Raw genomic sequence first — 23,574 nt, forward strand, 5'->3', positions numbered from 1 at the left:
CGGTTAATTTTTTAAAGATTGGCCGGTTACAGCTTGATAAAGTCGTTGTCGTTCAGGCCCTGGAAGCCGGTGGTGATGATCCTTTCGCCGGGATTGAGGCCGGATTTGACTTCGGCTTTATCGTTATAGGTACGGCCCAGTTCGATGTGGGAGCGTACGGCCTGCAGTTTGTCGCCGGCGCCTTTCACCGTCATCACATAAGGTTTGCCCAGGGAATACTGGATCACGTTCACGGGGATCACCACAACGTCTTTGGCGCGGTAATCCACGATGCGGAGCAGCGCGATCATATTGGGATGCAGGTCTTTATCGCCGGTAACCGGGATTTCCACGCGGATCGTTCGGCTGAGGGGATCGATTACGCGGGAGGCAAAACCGATTTTGGTGCGGAATGTTTTCTGGATATCCGGAAGTGTTACTTCCACTTCGTCTCCGGTCGATACTTTCCCGGCAAACGATTCGGCCACGTTGGCCACCACGCGGAGGTCCTTGCTGTTTACCACGCGGAAGGCCGGCGTCCCGGGCGAAGCGGCGCCGCCGATCTTGGCGATCACTGCGTCTACCGTGCCGTTGATCGGGGAAATGATGCGGGTGAGGTTGATCTGCTCTTTCATGGCCGCGATGTTTTTTTCCAGCGTTTCTTTCTGGGATTTAGCGGTCAGGTATTGCACTTCGGAACCGATTTTCTGGTTCCAGAGATTTGCTTGCTTGTTGAAAAGCGCGGTGGCCAGGTCGAGCTGTGTTTGCAGCTGGGCGAGGTTGGCGCGCATCACCTGGTCGTCGACCTGCGCGAGCGTCTGGCCTTTGCTGACAGCCTGGCCTTCGCGCACCAGGATGGCTTTGATGATGCCGGGCGACTGGGCGGACACGTCCACGTTTTCGCGGGCGTCTACGTTACCTTGCAGGTCGATAAAGTGTTCGAAGGTGCTGGTTTGCACGTCGGCGATAGTCACATTCTTCGTCTTTACGGCGGTGGAATCACCGGCTTTCAGTTCTTTCTCCAGGGTTTTGATTTCGGCGTCCAGTTTGGATTTCTCCTGTTTGAGACGGGCGAGTTTATCGGCTTTCTTTTCTTCTCCGCCGCCGCAGGCAATCATCAGGGAGATCAGCGGAAGAACGAAATATCTTTTATTCATTGGAAGGTAATTTATAGCTGAAAAGGTTGAAGGTTACAGTTTTCCGTATGCTTTGAGATAATCTACGCGGGCAACGATCACGTTGAACAGCGCGGTGAAGTAGTTGTTCTGGGCCATGAGGAGGGCGGTTTCCGCATTGATGACTTCTACGCTGGACCCCACGCCTTCGCGGTATTTGATCATGGTCGTTTTCCATACTTCTTCAGCCAGCCCGATATTCTCTTCCTCATTTTCCAGGGTGGAAATGTTGTTGCGGAGCGTGGTGGCGGAATTGACTTGTTCCAGGTCTATCGCTCCGCGGAGTTGTTCCATGTCAATGTCGGCCTGTCTCACCTTGATCAGGGCCTGGTCTACTTTCCGGAGGCGCTGGAAGCCGGTGAAGATGGGCACTTTCAGGTTGAGGCCGTAGGAAACGTAACCGTACCAGCTTTGGGAAGAGAAGTAGTCAAATTTGCCCGTTGCGCGGGAGGCGCCGCCCTGCCCGAAGAGGTAGAGCGAAGGCAATCCCTGGAGGCGGTACCTTTTCAGATCGTATTCCAACGCCTGACGTTGGGTTTCGAGGAGCTGGTATTCGATACGGTTCTGATAGGTAAATGCGTCCTGCTCCTGGATATCCGCTTTCAGGGCGTTATTCCCCAGCGTATCGGTTAAAATCAGGGGTTGCTTGACGGGCATGCCGATCTGGAACTTGAGGGCTGCGATCCCGGTTTCGCGCACTTGTTTCAGACGGGTGAGCTGTGATTCGAGGTTGTTTACCTGTACCACCAGGCGGTCGACGTCGAGTTTCTCGACGAGGCCGTTTTTATATATCTCGCGGGTTTCGGCAAGCATGGTGTTCAGGCGCACGCGGTTGGAATCGAGGATGCCGAGCGCCTTATCGGCGGCCAGTACGTTGAAATAGGCTTTATACACCGCGGCTTTAATTTCCACTTCGGACCTTTCCACGCCTTTGCGGGCGAGGTCTTCCAGGGTTTTACGGGCCTGGAGCGCAACGAGCACGCTGGGATCGAAGAGCGTCTGGTTCACATCCACCTGCCCCAGGGCATTGTAGGCCAGTCCGAATGCAATGGGGACCGTTGTGCCTTTGGGGGCGCTGGGGTCGAAGTTGCTGATGTCGACCAGTTGTTTCTGGATGATGGGGTTGTGCTGGAACAGTCCGGTTGCGCTGACCTGCGGGAGGGCCAGGCCGCTCACTTCGCGGTTCACGGCCAGCTGGTTCAGCTCGTCCAGCTTTGCATTACGGATGTCGTACTGATGGGTAAGCGCATAAGATATGGCGTCCTGCGCGGAAAACCGCAGCGGTTCCGACGAAACGGCCGGTTGCTGCTGTGCGTGGGCGCAGGTGAGGGCATGCAACATCGTGCCCGCGAGAGCAACGAGTTTCCATTTAAAGTGCATAGATCATTGATTTATTACTGGTTATCTTTTGTTTTGTACTGTTCGATCTGCTTGTACCCTTTCAGGGTGGCTACGCCATAAAGGAAATGTTCCAGCAGCACGCGTTGCACCTTCGTCATATCATAACCATTCATGGGGAATAATTCCGGCTGGAAGCAAAACAGCGAGGAAGCGGCGCGGAAAGCACTTAGAATCTCCACATCGAGGTCGGGCCGGTACAATCCTTCCCGGATGCCCCTTTCCAGGTTTTCGCGGATGGTGCTGACCATAAAAACGTTCTTATGCTGTTCGAACAGCTGGAACGCTTTGGAATGGAATTTCTGGAGGTCCATCATCACAACCGGGTTCATGTTCCGGAATTTGTCTTCCAGCATCTTAATGACCAGGAACAATTCCCCGATGGCGTCGGCGCTGTCGTTCCGGCTGGCGATGCACTGCTCTTCGATGAGGGCGAGGTGGCGGCTCATAACGTTGAGCACCAGGTCGCTCTTGTCGGCGAAGTGGGCGTACAGCGTTTTTTTGGAGATGCCCATGCGGTTGGCGATATCGTCCATGGTGATGGAACGGGTGCCGTATTGCCGGAACATGTTGAACGCCGTGTCCAGGATTCGTTCTTGAACTTCCATTGATTTTCGATAATAGGGGGCGAAATAATTTACACGGACAAAACTATGGAAACTATTTAAACCGCCAAAGTTTCCATCTAATTATTTGCGCATAATATGACGAACGCGTTTTATCAAAGGATTTAGCGGCTTTATGGGGGATGGTAAGCGGTGGGAATGGCGTAACTTTGCCCTTTCAAACCAGAAACATGTCTCCAAAGCTGAAATTCCGGGTGCTGTTGTCGCGCCTGCTGCGCTATTTTTTCCAGGGTTTGCTGATCCTGGCGCCGATCGGCATCACGGCATTTACGCTGTACTGGGGATTTATTACCATCGATAACCTGTTGCCGCGGGACCTGATCCCGGAGGACCACCCCATGAACTTCCTCCGCTACAAGGGGGTAGGATTCGCCATCGTATTGATAATCATAGTATTTGTGGGGTATTTGAGTTCTTCTTTTATTATTGGAAGGTTGATTGATATGTTCGACCATATCCTGGAGCGGACGCCATTTATTAAGTATATCTATTCGTCGGTGAAGGATGTGTTTGATGCGTTTGTGGGGGAGAAGAAGAAGTTCGACCATCCGGTGCTGGTGAATGTGTACGGGGTGGATGTGTGGGAGATGGGATTTATCACGCAGGAAGATGTGCGGGCCCTGGGGCTGGAAGGTTACCTGGCGGTGTATGTGCCGCACGCCTATGCGATAACGGGCAAGGTGTTCATGGTGAAGCGCGAGAAGGTGCGGCCATTGACGAACGTATCTGCCGGCGAGGCGATGAAGTTCGCGGTTTCCGGGGGTGTGACGACCATCACGGAACTGCCTTCCGCGCCAATTGCACCATCAGAATCGGGCGAATCTCGCTAAACCGGAGATATTCTCACCGGGAGCGAGAAAGTCTCACCGTAAAAAAGTTCTTTACATAATGGAGCGGATTACATTGCAGGAAACAAAAACCGACGATGTATTCCAGGATTTTCATTTCGATGTTGCTGGCGGGCTGCCTGGTTTCCGGGAGCGCGCGGGGCTGGGGTTCTTCGGCCATGAGCGGATCAACCGGCTGGCCGTGTTTTCGTTGCCGCCGGAGATGCTGGTCTTCTTCAAACCGCACCTTTCCTACCTTGTAAAACACGCCACCACGCCCGATAAGCGGCGATACCTGGTGGCGGACGAGGGGCCCAGGCATTATATCGACCTCGACCGGTACGGGACTCCGCCTTTTGCGGACTTACCACGCGGCTGGCGGGAGGCGGTGGCGCGGTACGGAGCGGATACGCTGGCAAAGCACGGCGTGCTGCCCTGGCACCTCGAGCGCATGCAATACCGGCTCACGGAAGCTTTCCGGCTGGGCAACGGTTTGCAGGCGCTGCGCACGGCGGCGGAGCTGGGGCATTATATAGGAGACGCCTATGTGCCGTTGCACGCCAGCTCCAACCACAACGGGCAGCAAACGGGGCAGCATGGCATCCATGGGCTGTGGGAGTCGCGCATTCCCGAGCTTTTCGCCGACGACCGGTATGATTACTGGACGGGGCGGGCGGCGTACCTCCCGGATTGCAGGGCCTTTTTCTGGAAAACGGTGCTCGAAAGCGCCGAGGCATCCTGGGTGGTGCTGGCCACGGAAAAGCAGCTGGCACGGGAGTTCCCGGCAGACAGGCGTTATGCCTGGGAGCTGCGCAACGGGAAGCTGGTGCGGCAGTACAGTAAGGCATATGCCGGAGCGTACCAGGACCGTATGGGCAATATGGTGGAACGCAGGATGCGTGGGGCGATTGCCGCGGTGGCGGCATGCTGGTATACGGCCTGGGCCGATGCGGGACAGCCGCCTTTGGCGCACCTGGCGGCGCTTACCTTCCCGGAGCTCGAAATGGAAGAAGACCGGAGGGTGGACAGCATAGCCGCCGCCGGGAGGATCATGGGCCGGGAACACTGAAGCCCGCAGCCCGCTGGAAACCATCTGGTTATCGCAACGAAAGCCGCTCCTGACGGAAGCTCCGCCCCGTGCGGGACAGTTAAAATATTTGAAGGAAGCGCATACATTTTCTGAAAAGAAAGATTATCTTTGGTTCTCCATCTGATATTTTTAACCACTCCTACACTAGCCAATCTTCCGGTTCATTTACCGAGATTTTTTACCTTTTCCTTCGAAAAACCATATAAAGTGGAACAAGAAAACGTATACAATTTAGACCGCAACATGAAGGTGCACAACTTTAATGCAGGTCCTTCTGTATTGCCCAACGAGGTGCTGTACAAAGCCAGCAAGGCGCTGATCGATTTTGAAGGATCAGGAATGTCCATCCTGGAGATCGGGCACAGAACGGAACCTTTTATGGCAGTAATGGAGGAGGCCCGCAACCTTACCCGCGAGCTCATGCAGCTCGACGATGATTTCGAAGTGCTCTTCCTGCAGGGCGGGGCCACCATGCAATTCATGCAGGTGCCCATGAACCTGCTGGACAGCGGCGAAACGGCGTCTTACATCGACACGGGCGTATGGTCCAACAAAGCCATCAAGGAAGCGAAACTCTTCGGTTTTGTAGACGTGTCCGCCAGCTCCAAAGAGGCGAACTACAATCATATTCCCAAACAATACACGATCGCTACCCAATCCAAATACCTGCATATCACCACCAACAACACCATTTACGGGACGCAATGGAATTCCATTCCCGAAACGGAGGTGCCCATCGTGGCCGATATGAGCAGCGATATCCTCAGCCGCGAGATGGACTTCAACCGCTTCGCGCTGATCTATGCCGGGGTGCAGAAGAATATGGGCGCTGCAGGAGCCACCATGGTGGCCGTTCGCAAGAGCATGCTCGGAAAGGTTTCCCGCCAGATCCCTTCCATCCTGAACTATAAAAATCATATCGAAAACGGCTCCATGCTCAACACGCCGCCCGTTTTCGCCGTATACATCACCATGCTCACGCTCCGCTGGCTCAAAGGCCAGGGCGGTGTGGCCGCCATCGAGCAGATCAATAACAAAAAAGCGGCGCTGCTGTACGATGAAATCGACCACAACCCGCTGTTCCGCGGGAACGTAGCGAAGGAAGACCGCAGCAAAATGAACGTCACCTTCACCATCGACAAGCCCGAGCTGGAAGAGGAATTCCTCAAATTCTGCAAGAAAGAAGATATCGTAGGGATCAAAGGGCACCGGTTGTCCGGCGGCTTCCGCGCTTCCTTGTACAACGCCCTCCCGCTCGAAAGCGTGGAAGTGATGGTGGAAGCCATGAAGTTCTTCTCCCTGAAGAAAGCATAATTTTCTCCCTTACCGAAGTATTGAAAATATTTAAATACGAAGACCGTCGCAGATAAAGCGGCGGTCTTTTTTAATTCCTACCCTGTTTTCTTATTTTTACCCCTTCTAACAGTAAACATACAATCATGGCAATTATCAAACCGTTCCGGGCGCTGCGTCCGCAACCCGCGCTGGCCAAAGAGGTAGCCGCCAGGCCCTACGATGTGCTCAATTCGAAAGAAGCCGCCGAAGAAGCCGCCGGCAACCCGTATTCTTTCTACCACGTCAGCAAATCGGAGATCGATCTGCCGGAAGGGACGGACATCCATTCCGCCCCCGTGTATGCCAAAGCCGCAGAAAACCTGCAGCGACTGCTGGCCGAAGGGACCCTTTTCGCCGAAGCTTCCCCCGCTTACTACATCTACAAACTCGTCATGGACGGCCGCTCCCAGACAGGGCTCGTTTGCGCCTCCAGCATCGACGACTACAATAAGGGCATTATCAAGAAACACGAGTTCACCCGTCCGGAAAAGGAACAGGACCGCATCAACCACATCACCGCCACCAAAGCGCAAACCGGTAATGTGTTCCTCGCCTACAACGACGTGCCCGAGCTCAACTCCCTCATCTCCCACTGGCAGGAGCATAACGCGCCGGTGTACGACTTCGTGGCCAACGACGGCATTTCCCACACCATCTGGGTAGTGGCCGAAGCCGCCGCCGTGGAGGAAATCACGCATCGCTTCGCCACCCAGGTGCCCGCCACCTACATCGCCGACGGGCATCACCGCGCCGCTTCCGCCGCCCTGGTACAGAAAGCCAGCGGGGAAGACGTAACCGCCGATAAGCCCATCAACTTCTTCCTCACCACCATCTTCCCGGCCAGCCAGCTTGCCATTCTCGACTACAACCGCGTCGTGAAAGACCTGAACGGCCACAGCAAGGCGGATTTCATTTCCCGCCTGGAATACGACTTCATCGTGGAAGCCATCGGCCATCACGAGCAGAAGCCCTCTATGCTCCATGAATTTTCCATGTACCTCGACCATACCTGGTACCGCCTGGTAGCCCGCGAAGGTACCTACACCACCGATCCCATCGGCATCCTGGACGTGACCATCCTCCAGAACAACGTGCTGGACAAGCACCTGGGCATCCAGGATCCCCGGACCGACAAGCGCATCGATTTCGTGGGCGGGATCCGCGGACTGGGAGAACTGGTGAAACGCGTGGACAGCGGCGAGATGGCCGTAGCCTTCGCCCTTTATCCCGTTACAATCCAGCAACTTTTCGATATTGCGGACAGTGGCAACGTAATGCCTCCGAAGTCGACCTGGTTTGAGCCCAAACTGCGCGACGGGCTGCTGACCCATACGATCTGAATTCCTACAAATCCGCCGTTGGCCCCGCTTTGAGCCGGGGTCAACGGTTTTTTCTTACATTTACAGAAAACGAAGAGAACAATGGAATGGCAAAAGGCTGCAAAAAAATGGACACTGGTGCTGACGGGCGTACTTTCCTTCCAGTGGGCACTTGCCCAGGATAATGCCGAGCTGCAACAGACGGCGCGGAACTTCCTGCGTTCGGGGGATTATGCGAATGCGATCCTGGTGCTCAACCAGGCCATCACCTCCGCTCCTGACGACATCCAGCTGAAGAAAGACCTGGCCTTTGCCTATTATCTCAAAGGTGATTACAACCGCGCTTACACCGTGGTTTCGCCGCTCATTGACAAGAAAGACGCCGACGTTCACCTGTTCCAGATCGCCGGCAACATTTACCAGGGCAAGCAGGACTGGAAGGGAGCAGAGAAGGTTTACCAACGTGGGCTCCGCAAGTTCCCGCAAAGCGGCGAGCTGCATTGCGACTACGGCGACCTCCTGCAGAACATGAAGAATTTCGACGCCGCCCTGCGTTATTGGGTGAAAGGGATTGAAGTAGACCCGAATTTCCCGGGCAACTATTACCATGCCGCCCGCAGTTATATGTGGACGCATGAACCCATCTGGGCCATCCTCTACGGCGAAACCTTCATCAACCTCGAAAGCTATACCACCCGCACCGCCGAGATCCGCGATGTGGTCCTGGAAAGTTATAAGAAACTGTTCGATGACCCGGCCATTTTCAACAGCGTGCCCGGTCAAACCACCAAAGGCAAAAAAGGCGACGCGGCCAACCCTTTCATCGACGCTTTCAAAGGCGTGATGGCCAAGCAGGTGAGCGTGATCGCCACGGGCATCGAGCCGGAATCGCTCATAATGTTGCGGACGCGGTTTGTGCTCGACTGGTATAAATTCTACGGCGTGAAATATCCTTACGCCCTGTTCGATTTCCAGCGGAAGCTCCTGAGAGACGGTATGTTTGAAGCTTACAACGTATGGCTCTTTGGCCCCGCCGCCAACCAGGCCGAATACAAATCCTGGACGGCGCTGAACAAAACGGCCTACGACGAGTTCACGGCCTGGCAGCGCAACCATCCGTTGAAACTCCGGGACGACGAGTTTTACAACACCGGAAAGATCGCCTCGATCAAGTAAGGCGACCGGTGCCGTCAGCAACCTCTGTGTACAACTCATATCTAAACCATAGCGCTATGCTGATCGCAAAACACCAAAACATCATCGACAACGCGGTAAAGGCCAACCACGAAAGAACCTTTTATTCGCAGTACCCCGAACACCCGAAGGCTTATGGCGAAGCTGCTCCCGCGCAGGGAGAAGTCGCTTACAAGAGCCTGCTCAACCAGCCCTTTCCCCGTTTGAAACAAAAAGTGGTGGAAAACTGGTATGGGGAAGAAGTTTCCCCCTACACCCTGGAGCCCCTCGGCATTTCGTACCCTGTCATTTCCACGGAAGAACTCGTTAAGGCGGGCAAAAGAGCCGGCCAGCGCTGGGCGCAGCTGTCGGTCGCCGACCGCGCCGGCATCCTCACCGAAACCCTGGAAAAAATCCAACACCATTTCTTCGAGATCGCGCATGCCACCATGCATACCACCGGCCAGAGCTTCATGATGAGCTTCCAGGCGAGCGGTCCGCATGCGAACGACCGCGCCCTTGAAGCCATTGCGATGGGTTACCAGCAGCTCCAGCATTTCCCCGGCGCGCAAACCTGGGAAAAGCCGATGGGCAAAATCAGCGTGAAGCTGCAAAAATCTTTCCGGCCCGTACCCAAAGGTTTAGGCCTCGTGATCGGGTGCTCCACTTTCCCTGTCTGGAATTCGCTGCCGGGGATTTATGCGGACCTCATCACGGGGAACCCCGTGATCGTGAAACCGCATGCCAAAGCCGTGCTGCCCATCGCCATCGTGGTGGCTGTTATCCAGCAGGTACTGGAAGAAAATGGTCAGGATCCCTACACCTGCCAGCTGGCGGCGGACTCCACCCGGCAGCCCATCACCAAAGCTCTTTGCGAACACCCGGACGTTCACCTGATCGACTATACCGGCGGCAGCGCCTTTGGCAATTACGTGGAATCGCTCGCCTCGCAGGGGAAAACCGTTTTCACTGAAAAGTCCGGCGTCAACTCCGTAATAATTGATTCCGTGCAGGACATCGATGCCGTGATGCAGAACCTGGCGTTTTCCGTGAGCCTGTACAGCGGGCAGATGTGTACCGCACCACAGAATTTCTTCATCCCCGAAACCGGCGTTAAAACACCCGGTGGCATGCTTTCGTTCGACGAAGTCGCCCAAAAGTTCACGGACGCCATTACCGCGCTCGTCAACAACCCGAAAATGGGCGCGGGGACCCTTGGCGCCGTACAAAACGAAACCACCCTGCAACGCGCCCGTGAGGCGAAACAGCTGGGTGGAAAAATATTGCTTGAAGGCGCACCCGTGACCAGCGAGGAATTCGCCGGGGCGCGGACGTGGAGCCCGGTGGTAGTGGTAGTTTCGGCGGAAGATTCCCACATTTTCCAGCAGGAACTTTTCGGGCCGGTGGTGCTGCTCGTTAAAACCAAAAACACCGACGACTCCATCCGCCTGGCCCGGCAAATGGCTTCCAGCCACGGCGCCATCACCTGCGGCGCATATGCGACCGACGAATCGGTGATGGACAAGATCGCCGACGCCATGAACAGCGTTTTCACGCCGGTGTCTTTCAATTTTACGGGATTCATCTGGGTGAACCAGCACGCCGCGTTTTCCGATTTCCATGTTACCGGCGGCAACCCGGCCGGCAACGCCAGCTTCACGACACCCGAGTTCGTGGACAAGCGTTTCGTATGGGTGGGGAACAGAACCTACGTATCTTAAAACCAAAAAATATGCGGATGACATCACGGATATGGCTACTCCTGCCCCTTGCCGCCGCGGCCTGCCAGCAGGCGCCGAAAGCGGACAAAGCCGCCGTTTCGGAGCCACAGGCGGTTATGACACCCTCTGACGGGCATACGCTCCGGCTCGACACGGCCGCCTGCACGCTGATTTGGATCGGCACCAAACCTACCGGCGAGCATAAAGGATCTTTCCAGTTTCAGGGCGGGGAGATATTCGTGAATGACAGTACCGTTACCGGCGGCAATTTTACCATCAACATCACCAGCCTCCGCAACCTAGACCTCCATGCCCAGCCGGATATGAAACGGCAGCTGGAAGACGAGCTTAAAGGCGGCAACTTCTTCGACGCGGGGCAATATCCCACGGCGAAGTTCGAAGTAACGGAAGTGACGCCCTATCATCCCGCGGCTACGGACAATTCGGTATTGCTGAAAGACGCGACCCACATGATCCGGGGCAATCTGACTATGAAAAACGCTACGAAGAACATCACTTTCCCCGCCAAAATTGTGATGGAGAACGGGAAAGTGAGGGCCGCGGCCAATTTCAACATTGACCGCACGCAATGGGGCATGACCTACCGGGCCGATAAGTCGTTGCAGGACAAGTTGATTAATTCCGTCGTCAACATTCAGTTTGAATTGATTACCCGATGATAAGAAGGCCCGGTGAATTCCGGGCCTTTCTATTACGCGGATTTTTCGGTAAATTGGAAGTACCTCAAAAGTTTTCTCTATGGAAAATCAGCAACAACGGGACAATCGTCTCTGGCGCATCGCCAAAGCCCGCGCAGCCTTCCGCACCCATTTATCGGCATACCTTATTGTCAACGGGTTCCTATGGGCCATCTGGTACCTGACTTCCGACAAGGGGAACGATACGCCGTGGCCTGTCTGGCCGATGTTGGGCTGGGGTCTTGCCCTGGCATTCAATTACTACTTTGCATTTGAATCCGATCCTTTCCGCGACACGATGCGTGAGTACGACAAACTGCAGCAGGAGAAGCAGCAGCGCGGTCTCTGATCTAAAATTCCATCATGCACCAACCCATTCGCCTTTTCGATGTGCTTGCGCACCAGCTGGAACATTTTCCCAAGCCAGACATGCTGGCCGCGCGGGAGGAAGGCGTATGGAAAACATACGCTACGGCTGAGGTAGCTGCGCTTACGGCGCGGTTTGCCGCGGGATTCCTGGAGATGGGCGTTGGCGGCGAGCCGCCGGGTCTGGAGGAGCAACACAAGATCGCCATCATCAGCGCCAACCGGCCGGAGTGGATTTTTACCGATCTGGCCTGCCAGCAGGCGGGCGCCGTGCTTGTTCCTATCTATCCCACCATCAGCGCGGCGGAGCTCACATTCATCCTCAATGATTCCGGCGCGCGGCTCCTGTTTGTGGACGATGCGGAGATGTATGATAAGGTGAAGGTCCTCCGCCACGAAGTTCCCCTTCTTTCCGAAATATTCTCCTTCGACCGCATCCCGGGCGTCCGCCACTGGATGGACGTTCCAGCCGCTGCCACGCCCGCATCGGAAACACGGCTCACCGACGTCCGCGGCACCATTACCCCCGATACGCTGGCCACGATTATTTACACATCCGGTACTACGGGCACGCCCAAGGGCGTGATGCTCACGCATGGCAACATCATGAGCAACGTAGAGGGCTGTCTGCCGATATTACCGGTGGATGAGCACAGCCGGGCGCTGAGCTTTCTGCCGCTCAACCATATTTTCGAGCGGATGGTGACGTATGTGTATTTCACGGCGGGGGTATCCGTTTACTACGCCGAAAGCCTGGAAACCATCGCAGATAATCTCCGCGAGGTGCAGCCGGGTATTTTCACTACCGTGCCGCGGGTTTTGGAAAAGCTGTTCGAGAAAATAATGGCGCGGGGGCACGCGCTCTCCGGTTTCCAGCGGGCGATCTTCTTTTGGGCATTGCGGGTGGGTTCACAATACGAGATTAACAAACCGCTATCGCCCTGGTACCGGCTGGAGCTGACGCTGGCCAACCGGCTTGTTTTTAATAAATGGCGCGAAGCGCTGGGCGGGAAGATCCGCTGTATCGTGACTGGCGCGGCCGCCTGCCAGATCCGGTTACTGAAGCTCTTCACCGCCGCGGGGCTCCCGGTGCTGGAAGGGTATGGGTTAACGGAAACCTCGCCCGTGATCAGCGTTAACGGCAAAGCGCCACGCGACAGGATGTTCGGGACCGTGGGGCCGGTGATTGCCAACGTGGAAGTGAAGCTGGCGGATGATGGGGAAATCCTCGTCCGGGGGCCGAGCGTAACATCCGGCTATTACAAACGGCCCGACCTCACCGCAGAGGCATTCCGGGACGGATGGTTCCACACAGGCGACATCGGCGTGATGCTGTTCCAAAAATACCTGAAGATCACCGACCGCAAAAAGGAGTTATTCAAGACCTCGGGCGGCAAATTCGTGGCGCCGCAACCCATTGAGAACAAGTTCCGGGAATCACCCTTCATAGAGCAGATCATGGTGGTGGGGGCCGACAGGAAGTACACCAGCGCATTGATTGTCCCCAATTTTGAAAATTTGCGCGCATGGGCGAGAGACCAAGGGGTGGATTACCCTTCCAATGAAACGGGACTGAAAGACCCGAAGGTGAAGGCCCTGTACCGGGAGGCCGTGAACCGTTACAACCAGTATTTCAATCACATAGAGCAGATCAAGAAATTTGAGCTGATGCCCCGCGAATGGACGATCGACGGCGGCGAGATGACACCCACCCTGAAACTGAAGCGCCGCGTCATCCAGGAAAAGTACCGGGATTCAATAGAACGGCTCTACGCCTGATTTTTTTAAGGAAATTTGCCAAAATCGTTTATTTTTGCCCTCCCGCTGGCTGAAAAGCCAGGCTGGCCCGGTAGTTCAATGGATAGAATAGAAGTTTCCTAAACTTTAGATACAAGTTCGATTCTTGTCCGGGCTACTACACAGGAGAAATGATTAAAACAATCACTTCTCCTGTTTTTGTTTTGGGTGATCCATTTATTATTTGAAATATATAGTTTACAATTGTGTACATACGGGAGGTTCGGTACCTGTTGTCCGCGTAACGTCTGGAACACATTGATCGGCAGGAAATACGCTGGAAATTTACTATGTCTAGCACACATTAGCATTCATGTAGAACCGTCAAAATATAATGGAATACATAAAGAAAAAGCCTCACAATGACTTAAATCCATTCATCCATTTCTATTGGGAATTAAAAGGAAATAAAGTTGAAAGACAGTGGGAACGAGTTTTTCCGGACGGTTGCGCAGGCGTATTAATAAATTTAGGAAATACCTGCGTGACCGACAACGGTTCATTTTCTTTGGATTTCGGGAAAACTTATGTGGTGGGTGCGATGAATTCATTTAAAGACAGCTTTATCAATGATGATACGCATCTATTGGGAGTATGTTTAAAACCTGCAACTTTTGCAAATTTTTATGCTTATGCCTCGCAAAATGAATTGACAAACGATACAATTGAGTTTGAAAAATCCAATTCATTCAATATCGATAAAATCTTTGACAGCCCGTTTGACTATCTTAACCAATTTTTTTCGACAGATTGAAAGCAAAGAATATTCCATTGCAATCCGTAATTAACGATATACATGCTACAAACGGACAGATAAACATTCAAGAGTTGGCAAAACGCCATTTCACGACCGTAAGACAGTTAGAGCGCAATTTTAAAAAGTTCATTGGACTATCCCCAAAGGAATATTCAAATATTATTCGCTTTCAAAATGCTTTGGCCACAATTAAAAATTCAGATGAAAATCGGAGTTTAATTGATATTGCTTTTGAATGTGGCTACTATGACCATTCGCATCTTACCAATGAAATCAGACGAAACACAGGACTATCGCCATCACAATTCTAAAATTGTCGCATTTTTCCAAAAATACAAACTTTGTCTAAAGCTAACTTTGCCGAAACTTTTTTATGAAAATGCGAGAAATATCACTTTTCATTGCAATGAGCCTGGACGGTTATATTGCAAAACCTAATGACGACCTTTCGTTCTTGAAACTCGTTGAAAAAGCAGGAGAAGACTATGGTTATGAAGAATTTACAGATACAATTGACGTATTGATTGTTGGTAGAAAAACCTACGATTACGTACTTAAAAACGTCGGTTTATCTCATTACGACAATGGAAAACGGGATGTTTATGTCATTACAAGAACGGAAAGACCACAAGCAGGTAGAACAACTTTTTATACAGGGAGCTTGCTTGAATTAGTTAGACGGCTGAAATCCGAAAAAGGTAAAAATATATATTGTGACGGAGGAGCGGAAGTAATAAATGAATTATTGAAGTACGATTTGATAGACAATTTTATCATTTCGATAATCCCCGTTTTATTGGGTAATGGAACCAGACTTTTTAAAGACAGCAGACCAGAACAAACACTTGACTTTGTAGAAGTCAAAACGTATGAAACAGGATTGACACAATTGCATTACAAACGAAAAAAGTAAAAACCATAATAAAATTAAAGGCATTAACTTTTTAAGAAGTTTACACACCGCTAAAGAACTAAAAGGCAGCAATAAAAGGCAGACTAAGGCCGCTTGCCTAAGTTGCAATAGTTCCGATTTGATGAACAGTCGGGTAAAAATATCAGGCAGCTGGCGGTATGCCGACCAACTTTCGTTTCATTTGCAGAAAAGGATATCCAGCCCGAATTGACTGCAGTGGTTACTTCGATCGAAATCAATGCCACACCGGAGACAGTCTGGAAAAATGTGGTGGAGTTTCCGGCGTTGCAGGCACCCACAGAATATATAATTAAAGCAGGCATCGCGTATCCGGTAATGCGAACATTCAGGGCTCGGGTGTCGGCGCCATCCGATATTGCAATTTCAACACGGGAAGTTTGTTGAACCCATCACGGTCTGGGACGCGCCACGTTTGCTGAAGTCCGATGTGCTGGCGCAACCTGCCCCCATGAAGGAAATCAGCTTCTGGGATCTCGACGCTCCGCATTTGCATGATTACTTCATCTCCAAATGCGGGCAATTCAAATTGACCGCACGTCCCCAACGGACGTACCCTACTGGAAGGTACTACCTGGTATTATCACAACATACGACCTGCAACATACTGGAGGCCCTGGAGCAATTTTATCATCCATGAGATTCATGGCAGGGTGCTTAGGCATATTAAAGTGAACGCGGAAGGAACCCGTTAGAACGATCTATTCAATATGGACTGGCTATCGTCGAAAACAGCGATCACATCAAGTGGATTCATAAAGTTAAAACTCCTTTCGAGGGCCGAATCACTACATAACAACCACCCTGACGCTGCGTGACAAAGACTGCGGAGCCGGACGGAAGGTGGACTTGATGCGGATGTAATGCGGAAATGAAGAGGGATTGCAAAACAACAGGCAGGGTGTAATAAAATGAGTTAAGGGCGCCTACAGCCCATAAAAATCCCCCCGGAGGCAAGCTCGCAGGAGAATTAGGGGTTATGAAATAATTTGAAAATGAAATCCTCACTACAGAATCTACCCGTTACGGCACTACCTTACTCCCGCTGAACGGTAACTTGATCTGCGAGAACAGGCACCATTGCACAGGGAACCACGCATAACGGGCGGGCATGTTGTACGGCAACCTGCACTTTAGGCGCTACGTTCTTCGACTGCCACAATATCCGCAGCCTTACACCGCCGGTTCAGCAGCACCTTGTCCCCCACAAATAGCCTGACCTGCAGGGTTATCACCAGCGTGCCTTTGCCTGTAACCTCAACAAGCACCCGGGCGGCCGGGAAAAGAACATCCCGTTATCAGTGCAGGGATTGAAGCGAAAACCCGTTAATCCGGAGTGGTTGTTCTGCCCCGCATGCACGATAGCACTGTTCAGCCGGTTTACCAGGCTGCCGTCGCAATCGTTGTCGAGATCGGGAGTGACGGCGCTGCGGATAAGCGCTCCTTTGCGGCTCGCCGCACCAAACCATTGCGCGGCACGACGGCTACCCGCCGTCTGCCGGACCCGCTTCGGACAAGTGCGCAGATAATGCCTGCCGTTCCGGGTGTAGGCAATTACATTGCCCAACCTGCCGATAAAAGTGATCAAAGAATTCAGGATTGCAGATTTTGTGTTATGGAATATACTCAAGCCAGAGCGACCCGATCTGGCGGGGCATTGCACCATTTCTAATGCCCCTTCACGGCTTGTTGCGAATACGCAAATGCTGACGGCCTTGCTATTGAAGCATCTCTAATGGAACCATAATCAAAGTTAGAAGTCTTCGAAATATGCTATATCACCGCCTCGCATATCACTCCCCCGGCAGCAACCCCGGATTATACACCACCTCCCACAGGTGCCCATCCAAATCCATGAAGTAGCCGGAATAACCACCCCAGAACGTTTCCTGCGCCGGCTTAACCACCCTCGCGCCCGCGGCCTCCGCTTGCTGTATCACTTTATCCACCTCCTCACGTGAGTTAACATTATGCCCGATCGTGAACTCCATGGAAGATGGCGCCTGCTCCGGCAAACCGCAATCCTCCGACAAACTCTTCCTGGGCCAGATCGCCAGCTTCAAACCTCCCTGCAGATCGAAAAACGCCACTGCGCCATGCTCGAACTCCTGACCTATCATCCCCGCCGACGGCAACCCCAAACCTTCATGATAAAACCTAAACGACCGCTCGAGGTCGCTGACGCAAATGGTAAGAACTGAAATACCTGGTTTCATTGTTTTCGATATTTAATCAATCCATCTTCTTCACCAATTCCTCATACACCGCAATCAAATGCGTCCGCACCGAATCCGGGGTAGGGCTTTCCTTCCTGTTGGCCAGCAGCGTGATGGAACCCGATGGCAATGCAGGCATGTGACAATCGATACAATTCTGTTGCAGGACCGCCGATGGCTTGCCCGTATGCTTGCAGAATTGCGGAGATTCAGGCTCGTGGCAGGTCATGCAGCGCTGCGAGAACGTCTGCATATTGGTGCGCTCCGTCACGTGGGGGTTGTGGCAGGATGAGCAATTCATCGTTTTGCTTTGCAGGAAACACTGGCTGGCGGCCAGCAACTGCATCTGGTTACCGTGAACGTCCAGCTGGGTGGGCTTCTGCGGAAAAGGAACCGTCGGGATGATGAAGTCGGACAGCTTATCCCCGGGCTTGAATGTGAAAGCAGGTTTGTATAAAGGCTTCAGGCCGGAATGGCAAAGCGCGCAGGCATCCAGGCGCTGAATACGGCTGAGCGTATCCATCAGGGTGATGTGATGAGGCTCCTTTGCAGCAGGGTTTTCCGTATGAAAATCGACGTGCGCCGCTGCGGGACCGTGACACCGCTGGCAATCGATCCCCGCGATCATCTCACGCTTCGCGAACTTCTCGGTGATGGTTACTCCTTTCACTTCTTCCCGCACCTTCACCATCGAACTATGACAACCGAAACAGGTGCTGGGAATCACCCGGTCGAACTTAGGATGGTCCGCCGGGAAACCCGGACTGTTCGCCCAGCCATCCGCCGGCACGAACCAGGATATTGGCAACTGGAAATATTGTTCATTCCGCCAGTATAAAAAAGTCTGCGCCTTCCGCCCAGAGCCGAACACCACGTCAAACGGGTACCGCGCCGCTTCTTTCCCATCCACCATCACCTTCTGAAATAATTCCTCCCCCTGCTTCTCCATCACCACATCCGCCCTGCCCGCAAAGTGAAACACATTGCCCGGCGCATTAAAATTCCCCTTTACCGTACCCCCTCCCGCCACCGCGGACGAATGCGCATGCGCCGTGGAAGCATAACTATCATAAACTGCCTTGTGGCATTGCGCACACGATGCCGCATCCGCAAACGCATTGCCCCGTGGGTCAGCAGCGGCAGCACTCCGGTTGGAGCACCGCGACAAAAGCCCCACCGCAACAGCGATGCATAGCATAAACAAAATCTGGCGTTTATTCATAACGGGGAAATTAACAGCGGGCTTCCTTATCCATGCCCATTCTTCCAATTTAATTAAAAATCAGTTGTTAATCTTACTTTTGAAGGAATTTAGCTCCCATGGAACAGATCCGACAATACTTCCATCAATTCACGCCGCTGTCGGATGCGGACTGGCTTTACTTTTCCTCGCGGCTGATACCTGAATCCTTCCCGAAGAAATCCCTCGTCCTGTGCGCCGGACAAACCGAAAATTACCTTTCATTTATCGCGGAAGGGCTCGTGCGTTTCTTCATTCCCGGCGATGAAGAAAACGACGTCACATTCAGCTTCTCCTTTGCCGGAGACTTCGTATCCGCCTACGATTCATTCCTCACCCGCCAACCTTCCACCTACCACGTTGAAACGTTGACCGACACTGTGCTGCTGCGCGTGTCTTACACCGATCTCCAGGATATTTACCAAAACACCGCCGCGGGTAATATCATTGGCCGGCATGCCGGGGAAGGCCTCTATCTCACGCTGCTGCGCCGCGAGATCTCCCTTCTCCACGAAACGGCGGAACAACGGTACGTCAAGCTGCTGACGGATCAGCCCAAGCTCATTCGCGAAATCCCGCTCAAATACATCGCCTCTTATATCGGCATCACGCCGCAGGCGCTCAGCAGGATCCGCAAACGCATTGCAGGCATTTCTTAACCTGGGTTCATTGATTTCAACGTGTAAGGTTTGGAAATTTGCAGTAAAAAAAGATGGTCCCCGAAATCACATTACTCGCCGTTTCCCTGATCGCACTGCTGCTGCTGAAATGGAAACACAAGGAATTCAGGTTTGCACAAGCCGCCCGCATTGGAATGGCCGCCATGCTCTTTGTTACGGGTGGCGCCCATTTCGGATTTGCGAAAGGCATGGCGATGATGCTGCCGGATGCCATCCCATTTAAAATGGGCATCGTTTATTTCACCGGCATACTGGAAATCGCAGCCGGGACAGGACTGCTCATTCCGAAATTTGCGGCGCGCACGGGATGGTGGCTCATCGCGTTCTTCGTCTGCATCACACCGGCCAATATCTACGCGGCCCTGCACCACGTAAACCTGGAAACGGCCAGTTACGACGGAAACGGACCAGCGTACCTCTGGTTTCGCCTGCCTTTGCAGCTCGTATTTATCGGATGGGTATACTTTTCAGCCATCAGGCCTTCCACGGTGCCGCGGGTCGCCGGTCACTTGGTGTAAAGGGCGGGATTTAAGGCGGAAGGCGCCCACTGGCGCAGCATGTCGAGGATCTTCTTCTCATCATAGGAATCGGCGGATTCGAGGATGCCCGTGTTCTGCGTATGCAGGCGGTTGCCTTTGGCATCGAGGATCACAAGCACCGGGAAGCCGAAGCGCTGCGGAAAGCCAAGCTCTTTGAGGATATCAAGGTTCTTATTCTCCTTGCTGTAATTGAGGTGATACACGACGTAGTTGTTTTCCTGCGCCTGGGCGAGCTCGGGGTGATCGTTCACGAATTTATACAACCGCTTGCACCAAATGCACCAGTTGCCGCCGACCTGCAACAGCACGTGCTTTTTTTCCAGCGAAGCTTTTTGCAGCGCGGCTTTCAAATCCGCACGCGCGTCTGCCGAAGGATTGTAAATACTATCGAGGCTTTTATGTTGCGCCGATGCCGCACCAAAAGCGATAACGGCCATCATAATCAGTAAGAATTGTTTCATATACGAATCAGTGAACAGCTAATATAAGGTTTTTCAGGCCTTCTTGCTGTCGCGCTCCAGCCGCCGGAGCATTTTCTGCAGATCCGCTCCTTTACCCAAAACCGGCTTGAACAGATCGCCTTCGCTTTTGATCCGGTCCAGGGCGTTGTGGATGTTGAAATCGGTGATTTTCAGGCCTGGCTTTACTTCTTCCCAATGCAGGGGCATGGATACCGGGGCGCCGGGCTTGGGACGGAGAGAATAGGGCGCCGCCAGCGTGGCTTTCGGACGGTTTTGGAGATAATCGATGTATAATTTCCCTTTCCGGTTGCGTGTCATCCGCTCGATACTGGTATACCCCGGCAGCATTTCGTGCACTTTCGTGGCGATGATCTTCCCGAACAATTGGCATTCGTCGTAAGTATATTTTGCGTTCAGCGGGATGTAGATGTGAATGCCTGTGCTGCCGGAAGTCTTCGGATATCCCTTCACGCCCAACCCGTCGATCACTTCCTTTACCGCCAGCGCGGTTTCAATCACCTGCCGGAAGGTGTTTTTCTCCGAAGGATCGAGGTCGAGGCAACACCAGTCGGGATGATCAGGCGTTTGAATGGTGCTGTTCCAGGGATTCATCTCGATGGAACCGCTGTTTGCCATCCAGAGGATCGCGGCGGCGTCTTCGGGAACGAGAAAATTTTTGTCTTCCCCTTCGCTCGTTGTATACGGATATTGCCGCATCCAGTCGGGAGCGGTAGCGGTGACGTCTTTCTGATAAAAACTTTTCCCGGCGATGCCATTCGGGTAGCGGTTCATGGATTGCGGCCTGCCGGCGAGGTAGGGAAGGATGAAGGGCGCCACCTGATAGTAGTAGTTCAGCATGTCGCGCTTGGTGATCCTTTCCTTCGGCCAGTAGATTTTATCCAGGTTGGAAAATTTCAGTTCATGCCCGCTCACTTGCCGCACCTGCGAATCCGCCGAAGGGTTCAGCAACGTTTTACGGGATTTGGCCCCCGCGGGCGTCAGCGGCATCTTTACTTTCCTGCGAGGTTTTTCTTCTGTTACTTCGGACACGGCTGTTTCCTTTTCCGCTTTTACTTCACCGGCAGGCTTATCGTCGCGCAGCCCTTCGAATGACGGGTGCCGCATTACCCCGTCGGAGGTTATCTCCGTATAGTTCACCTCGCACACCAGCTCCGGTTTCAACCAGAAAGCCTCCGCTTTCGGAGGATTGGGGCGGAAACGGCTGGGCTTGTTGACGTCAGGTTCCTGCGTGAATGGCTGCCGCTTGCGCAGCAAGGGCTTGAATTTCTCCATAATCTCCTGTTGCTGCCGCACTGTAAACCCCGTCCCTACCTTCCCGGAATACACCAGTTTCCCGTTCTCCATAAATCCTACCAGCAACGCCGAGAAGGGCTTTTTACTGCCTTCATTCTTCGTATACCCGCCGATAACGGCTTCCTGCCGGCGCCCGGATTTAATCTTCAGCCAGTCGCGCGCCCGGTCGCCGGAGCGGTAAGTGCTGTTTTTCTCCTTGGCCATGATCCCCTCCAGTCCGAGCTCCTTCACCGCCTGCATGAACTCTTTCCCGGACGTGGCGTACCCCGGGCTACTGAGTATCGCGCCGGTTGCCGGGATCAGGGCTTCCAGGATGGTTTTGCGGTCGGTAAGGGGAAGATCGCGGAGGTCGTGGCCGTCGTACCACAGGATATCGAAAACATAATACCGCAGCTCGCCGTCGGCCTCGCTGCGCCATTGCTGCAGCGCGCCGAAGTTCGCCGCACCGTTGTCGCTCACGGCAACGATCTCACCGTCTACCACGGCGCGGATCCCCCAGGCCTGCAGCGCTTCCTGGATGGGATAGAACTTCTGGGAAAAGGATTTGTTGTTGCGGGACCGAAGGTCCGTCGCCTTTTTATCCATGAAGGCGAGCGACCGGTAGCCGTCCCACTTGATCTCGAAGATCCATTCGTCCGAACCGGGCGGCTCGTTCACCAGCGTGGCCAGCATGGGCCGGATATTGGGGTCCATCGGCCGTTTGACCGCCTTTTTCAGCAAGGCGGCCACCTTCGCGGGGAGTTTCCCCGGCGGTTTGACAGCCTTCTTCCGGGCAGCGGCGGGCTGCTTGCGAAGGTCCGCGGCGCCGGCCAGCGCGCCGGGCGTCGGAGCTCGTTCCTCTATGGCGGTATGTGAAGCTTTCCTTGCCATTTCTGCCAGTCATGCGGCAGAAACTATGCCAGCTGGAATTGCCCGTTTTCCGCCACAGTGCTATTTCACGAAGCGGAAATCGAAAGCCCCCGTGCGCAGGTGCACCCCATATTCCAGCCAGGCCTTCATACATGCGCAGAAATTGGCCCAGCCTTCCGTATTGCCCACCAGCCATTCCTGCCCCGGATCATACCCTTCAGGCGAAGATTCCTCGATTTTCACAATGGTGGCCTTACCCTCCGCGAAAGGCTCCAGGCGGATGGCGCATTCCAGCTCATGGCCGTTCACGTCCCAGCCGAAGCGCACCAGCGAGGGCGATTCCACTTTTTTCACCCGCACCGGAACGTCGCCGTCGAATTCCGGGAAGCGCCAGGTGAGGGTAGCGCCGGTAGCCATCCTGCCGGTGGATTGCGAAATGAAATAGTGGCGCATGATCTCCGGATTCACGATCGCTTCAAACACTTCCGCCACAGGCTTGCCGATCTGGATCGCAGCTTTGGCCGCAGGCCCCGGTTCCGGCTGTTTCCCCAGGTTGAAATCTCCCAGGCCGAAAGCATTCCCCAACGGATCACGGAGCATGGCGTAATGGATGCGCCCTTCCTTGTTTTTCGCGATTTTCACCACTTCCCCACCCAGTCGCTCGCACGCTTCCACACATTTCTCCGGTTCATCAACGTGCACATACAGCATCCACGCCTGCGGAACGCCCAGGTTCCCGCCCCTGGCATGGCAAACGCCGCCCACCGGCTTTCCGGCATCGTCTTTCATCATGTAATCCTCGTACGATTCACCGCCGTCTTTCATCGGTATACCGTCCGATTCCCAACCGATCACTTCCTGGTAAAAATCGCGTAGCGCCGTGGCGCCAGGCACGGTGAGGTCGGCGAAGATGAATGCTCCCTTTGTATACATGGCATTGAAATTTTTAACTCCCGGAATTTACGACAATTGCACTTCCGCCTGGGGGGCTTTTTGAGCCATTATCCTGGCCACAATGCCCCTGTACATAACGCCTGAAAACAAAAAAGCCGCACGCGATAAAGCGTACGGCCTTGTATGATT

The 23,574-nt window shown here is 53.6% G+C and carries 23 protein-coding genes and 1 tRNA gene; 15 read left to right on the forward strand and 9 right to left on the reverse strand.

Going from position 1 to position 23,574, the window contains the following annotated elements; genetic code table 11:
* Positions 1-26: 26 nt before the first annotated feature.
* The 3 genes from WJU16_RS10880 to WJU16_RS10890 are packed head-to-tail and all read right to left on the reverse strand — an operon-like array spanning position 27 to position 3,160.
* On the reverse strand, positions 27-1,136 hold the full coding sequence (locus tag WJU16_RS10880; RefSeq protein WP_341838337.1) for an efflux RND transporter periplasmic adaptor subunit: 1,110 nt from the start codon (positions 1,134-1,136) through the stop codon (positions 27-29).
* Positions 1,137-1,169: 33 nt separating this feature from the next.
* Positions 1,170-2,534 carry a TolC family protein gene (locus WJU16_RS10885; protein ID WP_341838338.1) on the reverse strand — a complete coding sequence of 455 codons (1,365 nt, stop codon included), beginning with the start codon at positions 2,532-2,534 and terminating at the stop codon, positions 1,170-1,172.
* A gap of 14 nt (positions 2,535-2,548) precedes the next feature.
* Positions 2,549-3,160 (reverse strand): TetR/AcrR family transcriptional regulator, encoded by a 612-nt coding sequence (locus WJU16_RS10890; RefSeq protein ID WP_298707723.1) that lies wholly within the window; start codon positions 3,158-3,160, stop codon positions 2,549-2,551.
* Between the two features lie 188 nt (positions 3,161-3,348).
* On the opposite strand from WJU16_RS10890, the gene WJU16_RS10895 reads away from it, so the two are divergent.
* The 13 genes from WJU16_RS10895 (at position 3,349) to WJU16_RS10950 (ending at position 15,174) form a co-directional block, all read left to right on the forward strand.
* Positions 3,349-4,008 carry a DUF502 domain-containing protein gene (locus WJU16_RS10895; RefSeq protein ID WP_341838339.1) on the forward strand — a complete coding sequence of 220 codons (660 nt, stop codon included), beginning with the start codon at positions 3,349-3,351 and terminating at the stop codon, positions 4,006-4,008.
* A 58-nt stretch (positions 4,009-4,066) separates the two neighbouring features.
* The gene (locus WJU16_RS10900) at positions 4,067-5,074 is read left to right on the forward strand and encodes a zinc dependent phospholipase C family protein (RefSeq protein WP_341838340.1); all 1,008 of its coding nucleotides are present in this window, start codon (positions 4,067-4,069) and stop codon (positions 5,072-5,074) included.
* 228 nt (positions 5,075-5,302) lie between these two features.
* Complete coding sequence (gene serC / locus WJU16_RS10905) at positions 5,303-6,409, forward strand: 3-phosphoserine/phosphohydroxythreonine transaminase (protein ID WP_341838341.1); 1,107 nt, start codon at positions 5,303-5,305, stop codon at positions 6,407-6,409.
* 125 nt (positions 6,410-6,534) lie between these two features.
* Positions 6,535-7,770, forward strand: a complete 1,236-nt coding sequence (locus WJU16_RS10910; RefSeq protein WP_341838342.1) for a DUF1015 family protein — start codon at positions 6,535-6,537, stop codon at positions 7,768-7,770.
* Between the two features lie 81 nt (positions 7,771-7,851).
* The gene (locus tag WJU16_RS10915; protein WP_341838343.1) at positions 7,852-8,925 is read left to right on the forward strand and encodes a tetratricopeptide repeat protein; all 1,074 of its coding nucleotides are present in this window, start codon (positions 7,852-7,854) and stop codon (positions 8,923-8,925) included.
* A 56-nt stretch (positions 8,926-8,981) separates the two neighbouring features.
* The gene (gene paaN, locus WJU16_RS10920; protein WP_341838344.1) at positions 8,982-10,643 is read left to right on the forward strand and encodes a phenylacetic acid degradation protein PaaN; all 1,662 of its coding nucleotides are present in this window, start codon (positions 8,982-8,984) and stop codon (positions 10,641-10,643) included.
* 17 nt (positions 10,644-10,660) lie between these two features.
* Positions 10,661-11,323, forward strand: a complete 663-nt coding sequence (locus WJU16_RS10925) for a YceI family protein (protein ID WP_341838345.1) — start codon at positions 10,661-10,663, stop codon at positions 11,321-11,323.
* Positions 11,324-11,402: 79 nt separating this feature from the next.
* Entirely contained in the window at positions 11,403-11,690 is a 288-nt protein-coding gene (locus tag WJU16_RS10930; RefSeq protein ID WP_341838346.1) for a 2TM domain-containing protein, read from the forward strand.
* Positions 11,691-11,704: 14 nt separating this feature from the next.
* Positions 11,705-13,486 (forward strand): long-chain fatty acid--CoA ligase, encoded by a 1,782-nt coding sequence (locus tag WJU16_RS10935; protein WP_341838347.1) that lies wholly within the window; start codon positions 11,705-11,707, stop codon positions 13,484-13,486.
* A gap of 64 nt (positions 13,487-13,550) precedes the next feature.
* Positions 13,551-13,622 (forward strand) — tRNA-Arg (locus WJU16_RS10940).
* A 216-nt stretch (positions 13,623-13,838) separates the two neighbouring features.
* A complete protein-coding gene (locus WJU16_RS10945; protein ID WP_341838348.1) occupies positions 13,839-14,258 on the forward strand; it encodes a DUF6597 domain-containing transcriptional factor in 420 nt (139 codons plus the stop codon).
* Positions 14,259-14,332: 74 nt separating this feature from the next.
* Complete coding sequence (locus WJU16_RS26070; protein WP_404980341.1) at positions 14,333-14,572, forward strand: helix-turn-helix transcriptional regulator; 240 nt, start codon at positions 14,333-14,335, stop codon at positions 14,570-14,572.
* A 62-nt stretch (positions 14,573-14,634) separates the two neighbouring features.
* Positions 14,635-15,174, forward strand: coding sequence for a dihydrofolate reductase family protein (locus WJU16_RS10950; RefSeq protein WP_341838349.1), 540 nt, complete (start codon positions 14,635-14,637; stop codon positions 15,172-15,174).
* A 1,249-nt stretch (positions 15,175-16,423) separates the two neighbouring features.
* Here WJU16_RS10950 and WJU16_RS10955 read toward each other — a convergent pair.
* The 3 genes from WJU16_RS10955 to WJU16_RS10965 all read right to left on the reverse strand — a co-directional run bounded on the left by WJU16_RS10955 (position 16,424) and on the right by WJU16_RS10965 (position 18,630).
* Complete coding sequence (locus WJU16_RS10955; protein WP_341838350.1) at positions 16,424-16,780, reverse strand: hypothetical protein; 357 nt, start codon at positions 16,778-16,780, stop codon at positions 16,424-16,426.
* 205 nt (positions 16,781-16,985) lie between these two features.
* A complete protein-coding gene (locus WJU16_RS10960; RefSeq protein ID WP_341838351.1) occupies positions 16,986-17,408 on the reverse strand; it encodes a VOC family protein in 423 nt (140 codons plus the stop codon).
* A 16-nt stretch (positions 17,409-17,424) separates the two neighbouring features.
* Positions 17,425-18,630 (reverse strand): multiheme c-type cytochrome, encoded by a 1,206-nt coding sequence (locus WJU16_RS10965; RefSeq protein ID WP_341838352.1) that lies wholly within the window; start codon positions 18,628-18,630, stop codon positions 17,425-17,427.
* A gap of 98 nt (positions 18,631-18,728) precedes the next feature.
* Here WJU16_RS10965 and WJU16_RS10970 point away from each other — a divergent pair, with 98 nt between their 5' ends.
* Together WJU16_RS10970 and WJU16_RS10975 are read left to right on the forward strand one after the other, a co-directional pair.
* The gene (locus WJU16_RS10970) at positions 18,729-19,307 is read left to right on the forward strand and encodes a Crp/Fnr family transcriptional regulator (RefSeq protein WP_341838353.1); all 579 of its coding nucleotides are present in this window, start codon (positions 18,729-18,731) and stop codon (positions 19,305-19,307) included.
* A 53-nt stretch (positions 19,308-19,360) separates the two neighbouring features.
* Positions 19,361-19,846, forward strand: a complete 486-nt coding sequence (locus tag WJU16_RS10975) for a hypothetical protein (protein ID WP_341838354.1) — start codon at positions 19,361-19,363, stop codon at positions 19,844-19,846.
* Here WJU16_RS10975 and WJU16_RS10980 read toward each other — a convergent pair.
* From WJU16_RS10980 to WJU16_RS10990, 3 genes are read right to left on the reverse strand one after another with little or no spacing between them, the layout of a single operon-like run.
* Positions 19,834-20,328, reverse strand: a complete 495-nt coding sequence (locus WJU16_RS10980) for a thioredoxin family protein (protein WP_341838355.1) — start codon at positions 20,326-20,328, stop codon at positions 19,834-19,836. The genes WJU16_RS10975 and WJU16_RS10980 overlap by 13 nt on opposite strands.
* 33 nt (positions 20,329-20,361) lie before the next feature.
* The gene (gene ligD / locus WJU16_RS10985) at positions 20,362-22,512 is read right to left on the reverse strand and encodes a DNA ligase D (protein WP_341838356.1); all 2,151 of its coding nucleotides are present in this window, start codon (positions 22,510-22,512) and stop codon (positions 20,362-20,364) included.
* Between the two features lie 60 nt (positions 22,513-22,572).
* Positions 22,573-23,424 (reverse strand): SRPBCC domain-containing protein, encoded by an 852-nt coding sequence (locus WJU16_RS10990; protein ID WP_341838357.1) that lies wholly within the window; start codon positions 23,422-23,424, stop codon positions 22,573-22,575.
* Positions 23,425-23,574 lie beyond the last annotated feature (150 nt).

Origin of the sequence: Chitinophaga pollutisoli, from assembly GCF_038396755.1 — a bacterium.
Lineage (GTDB): Bacteria > Bacteroidota > Bacteroidia > Chitinophagales > Chitinophagaceae > Chitinophaga > Chitinophaga pollutisoli.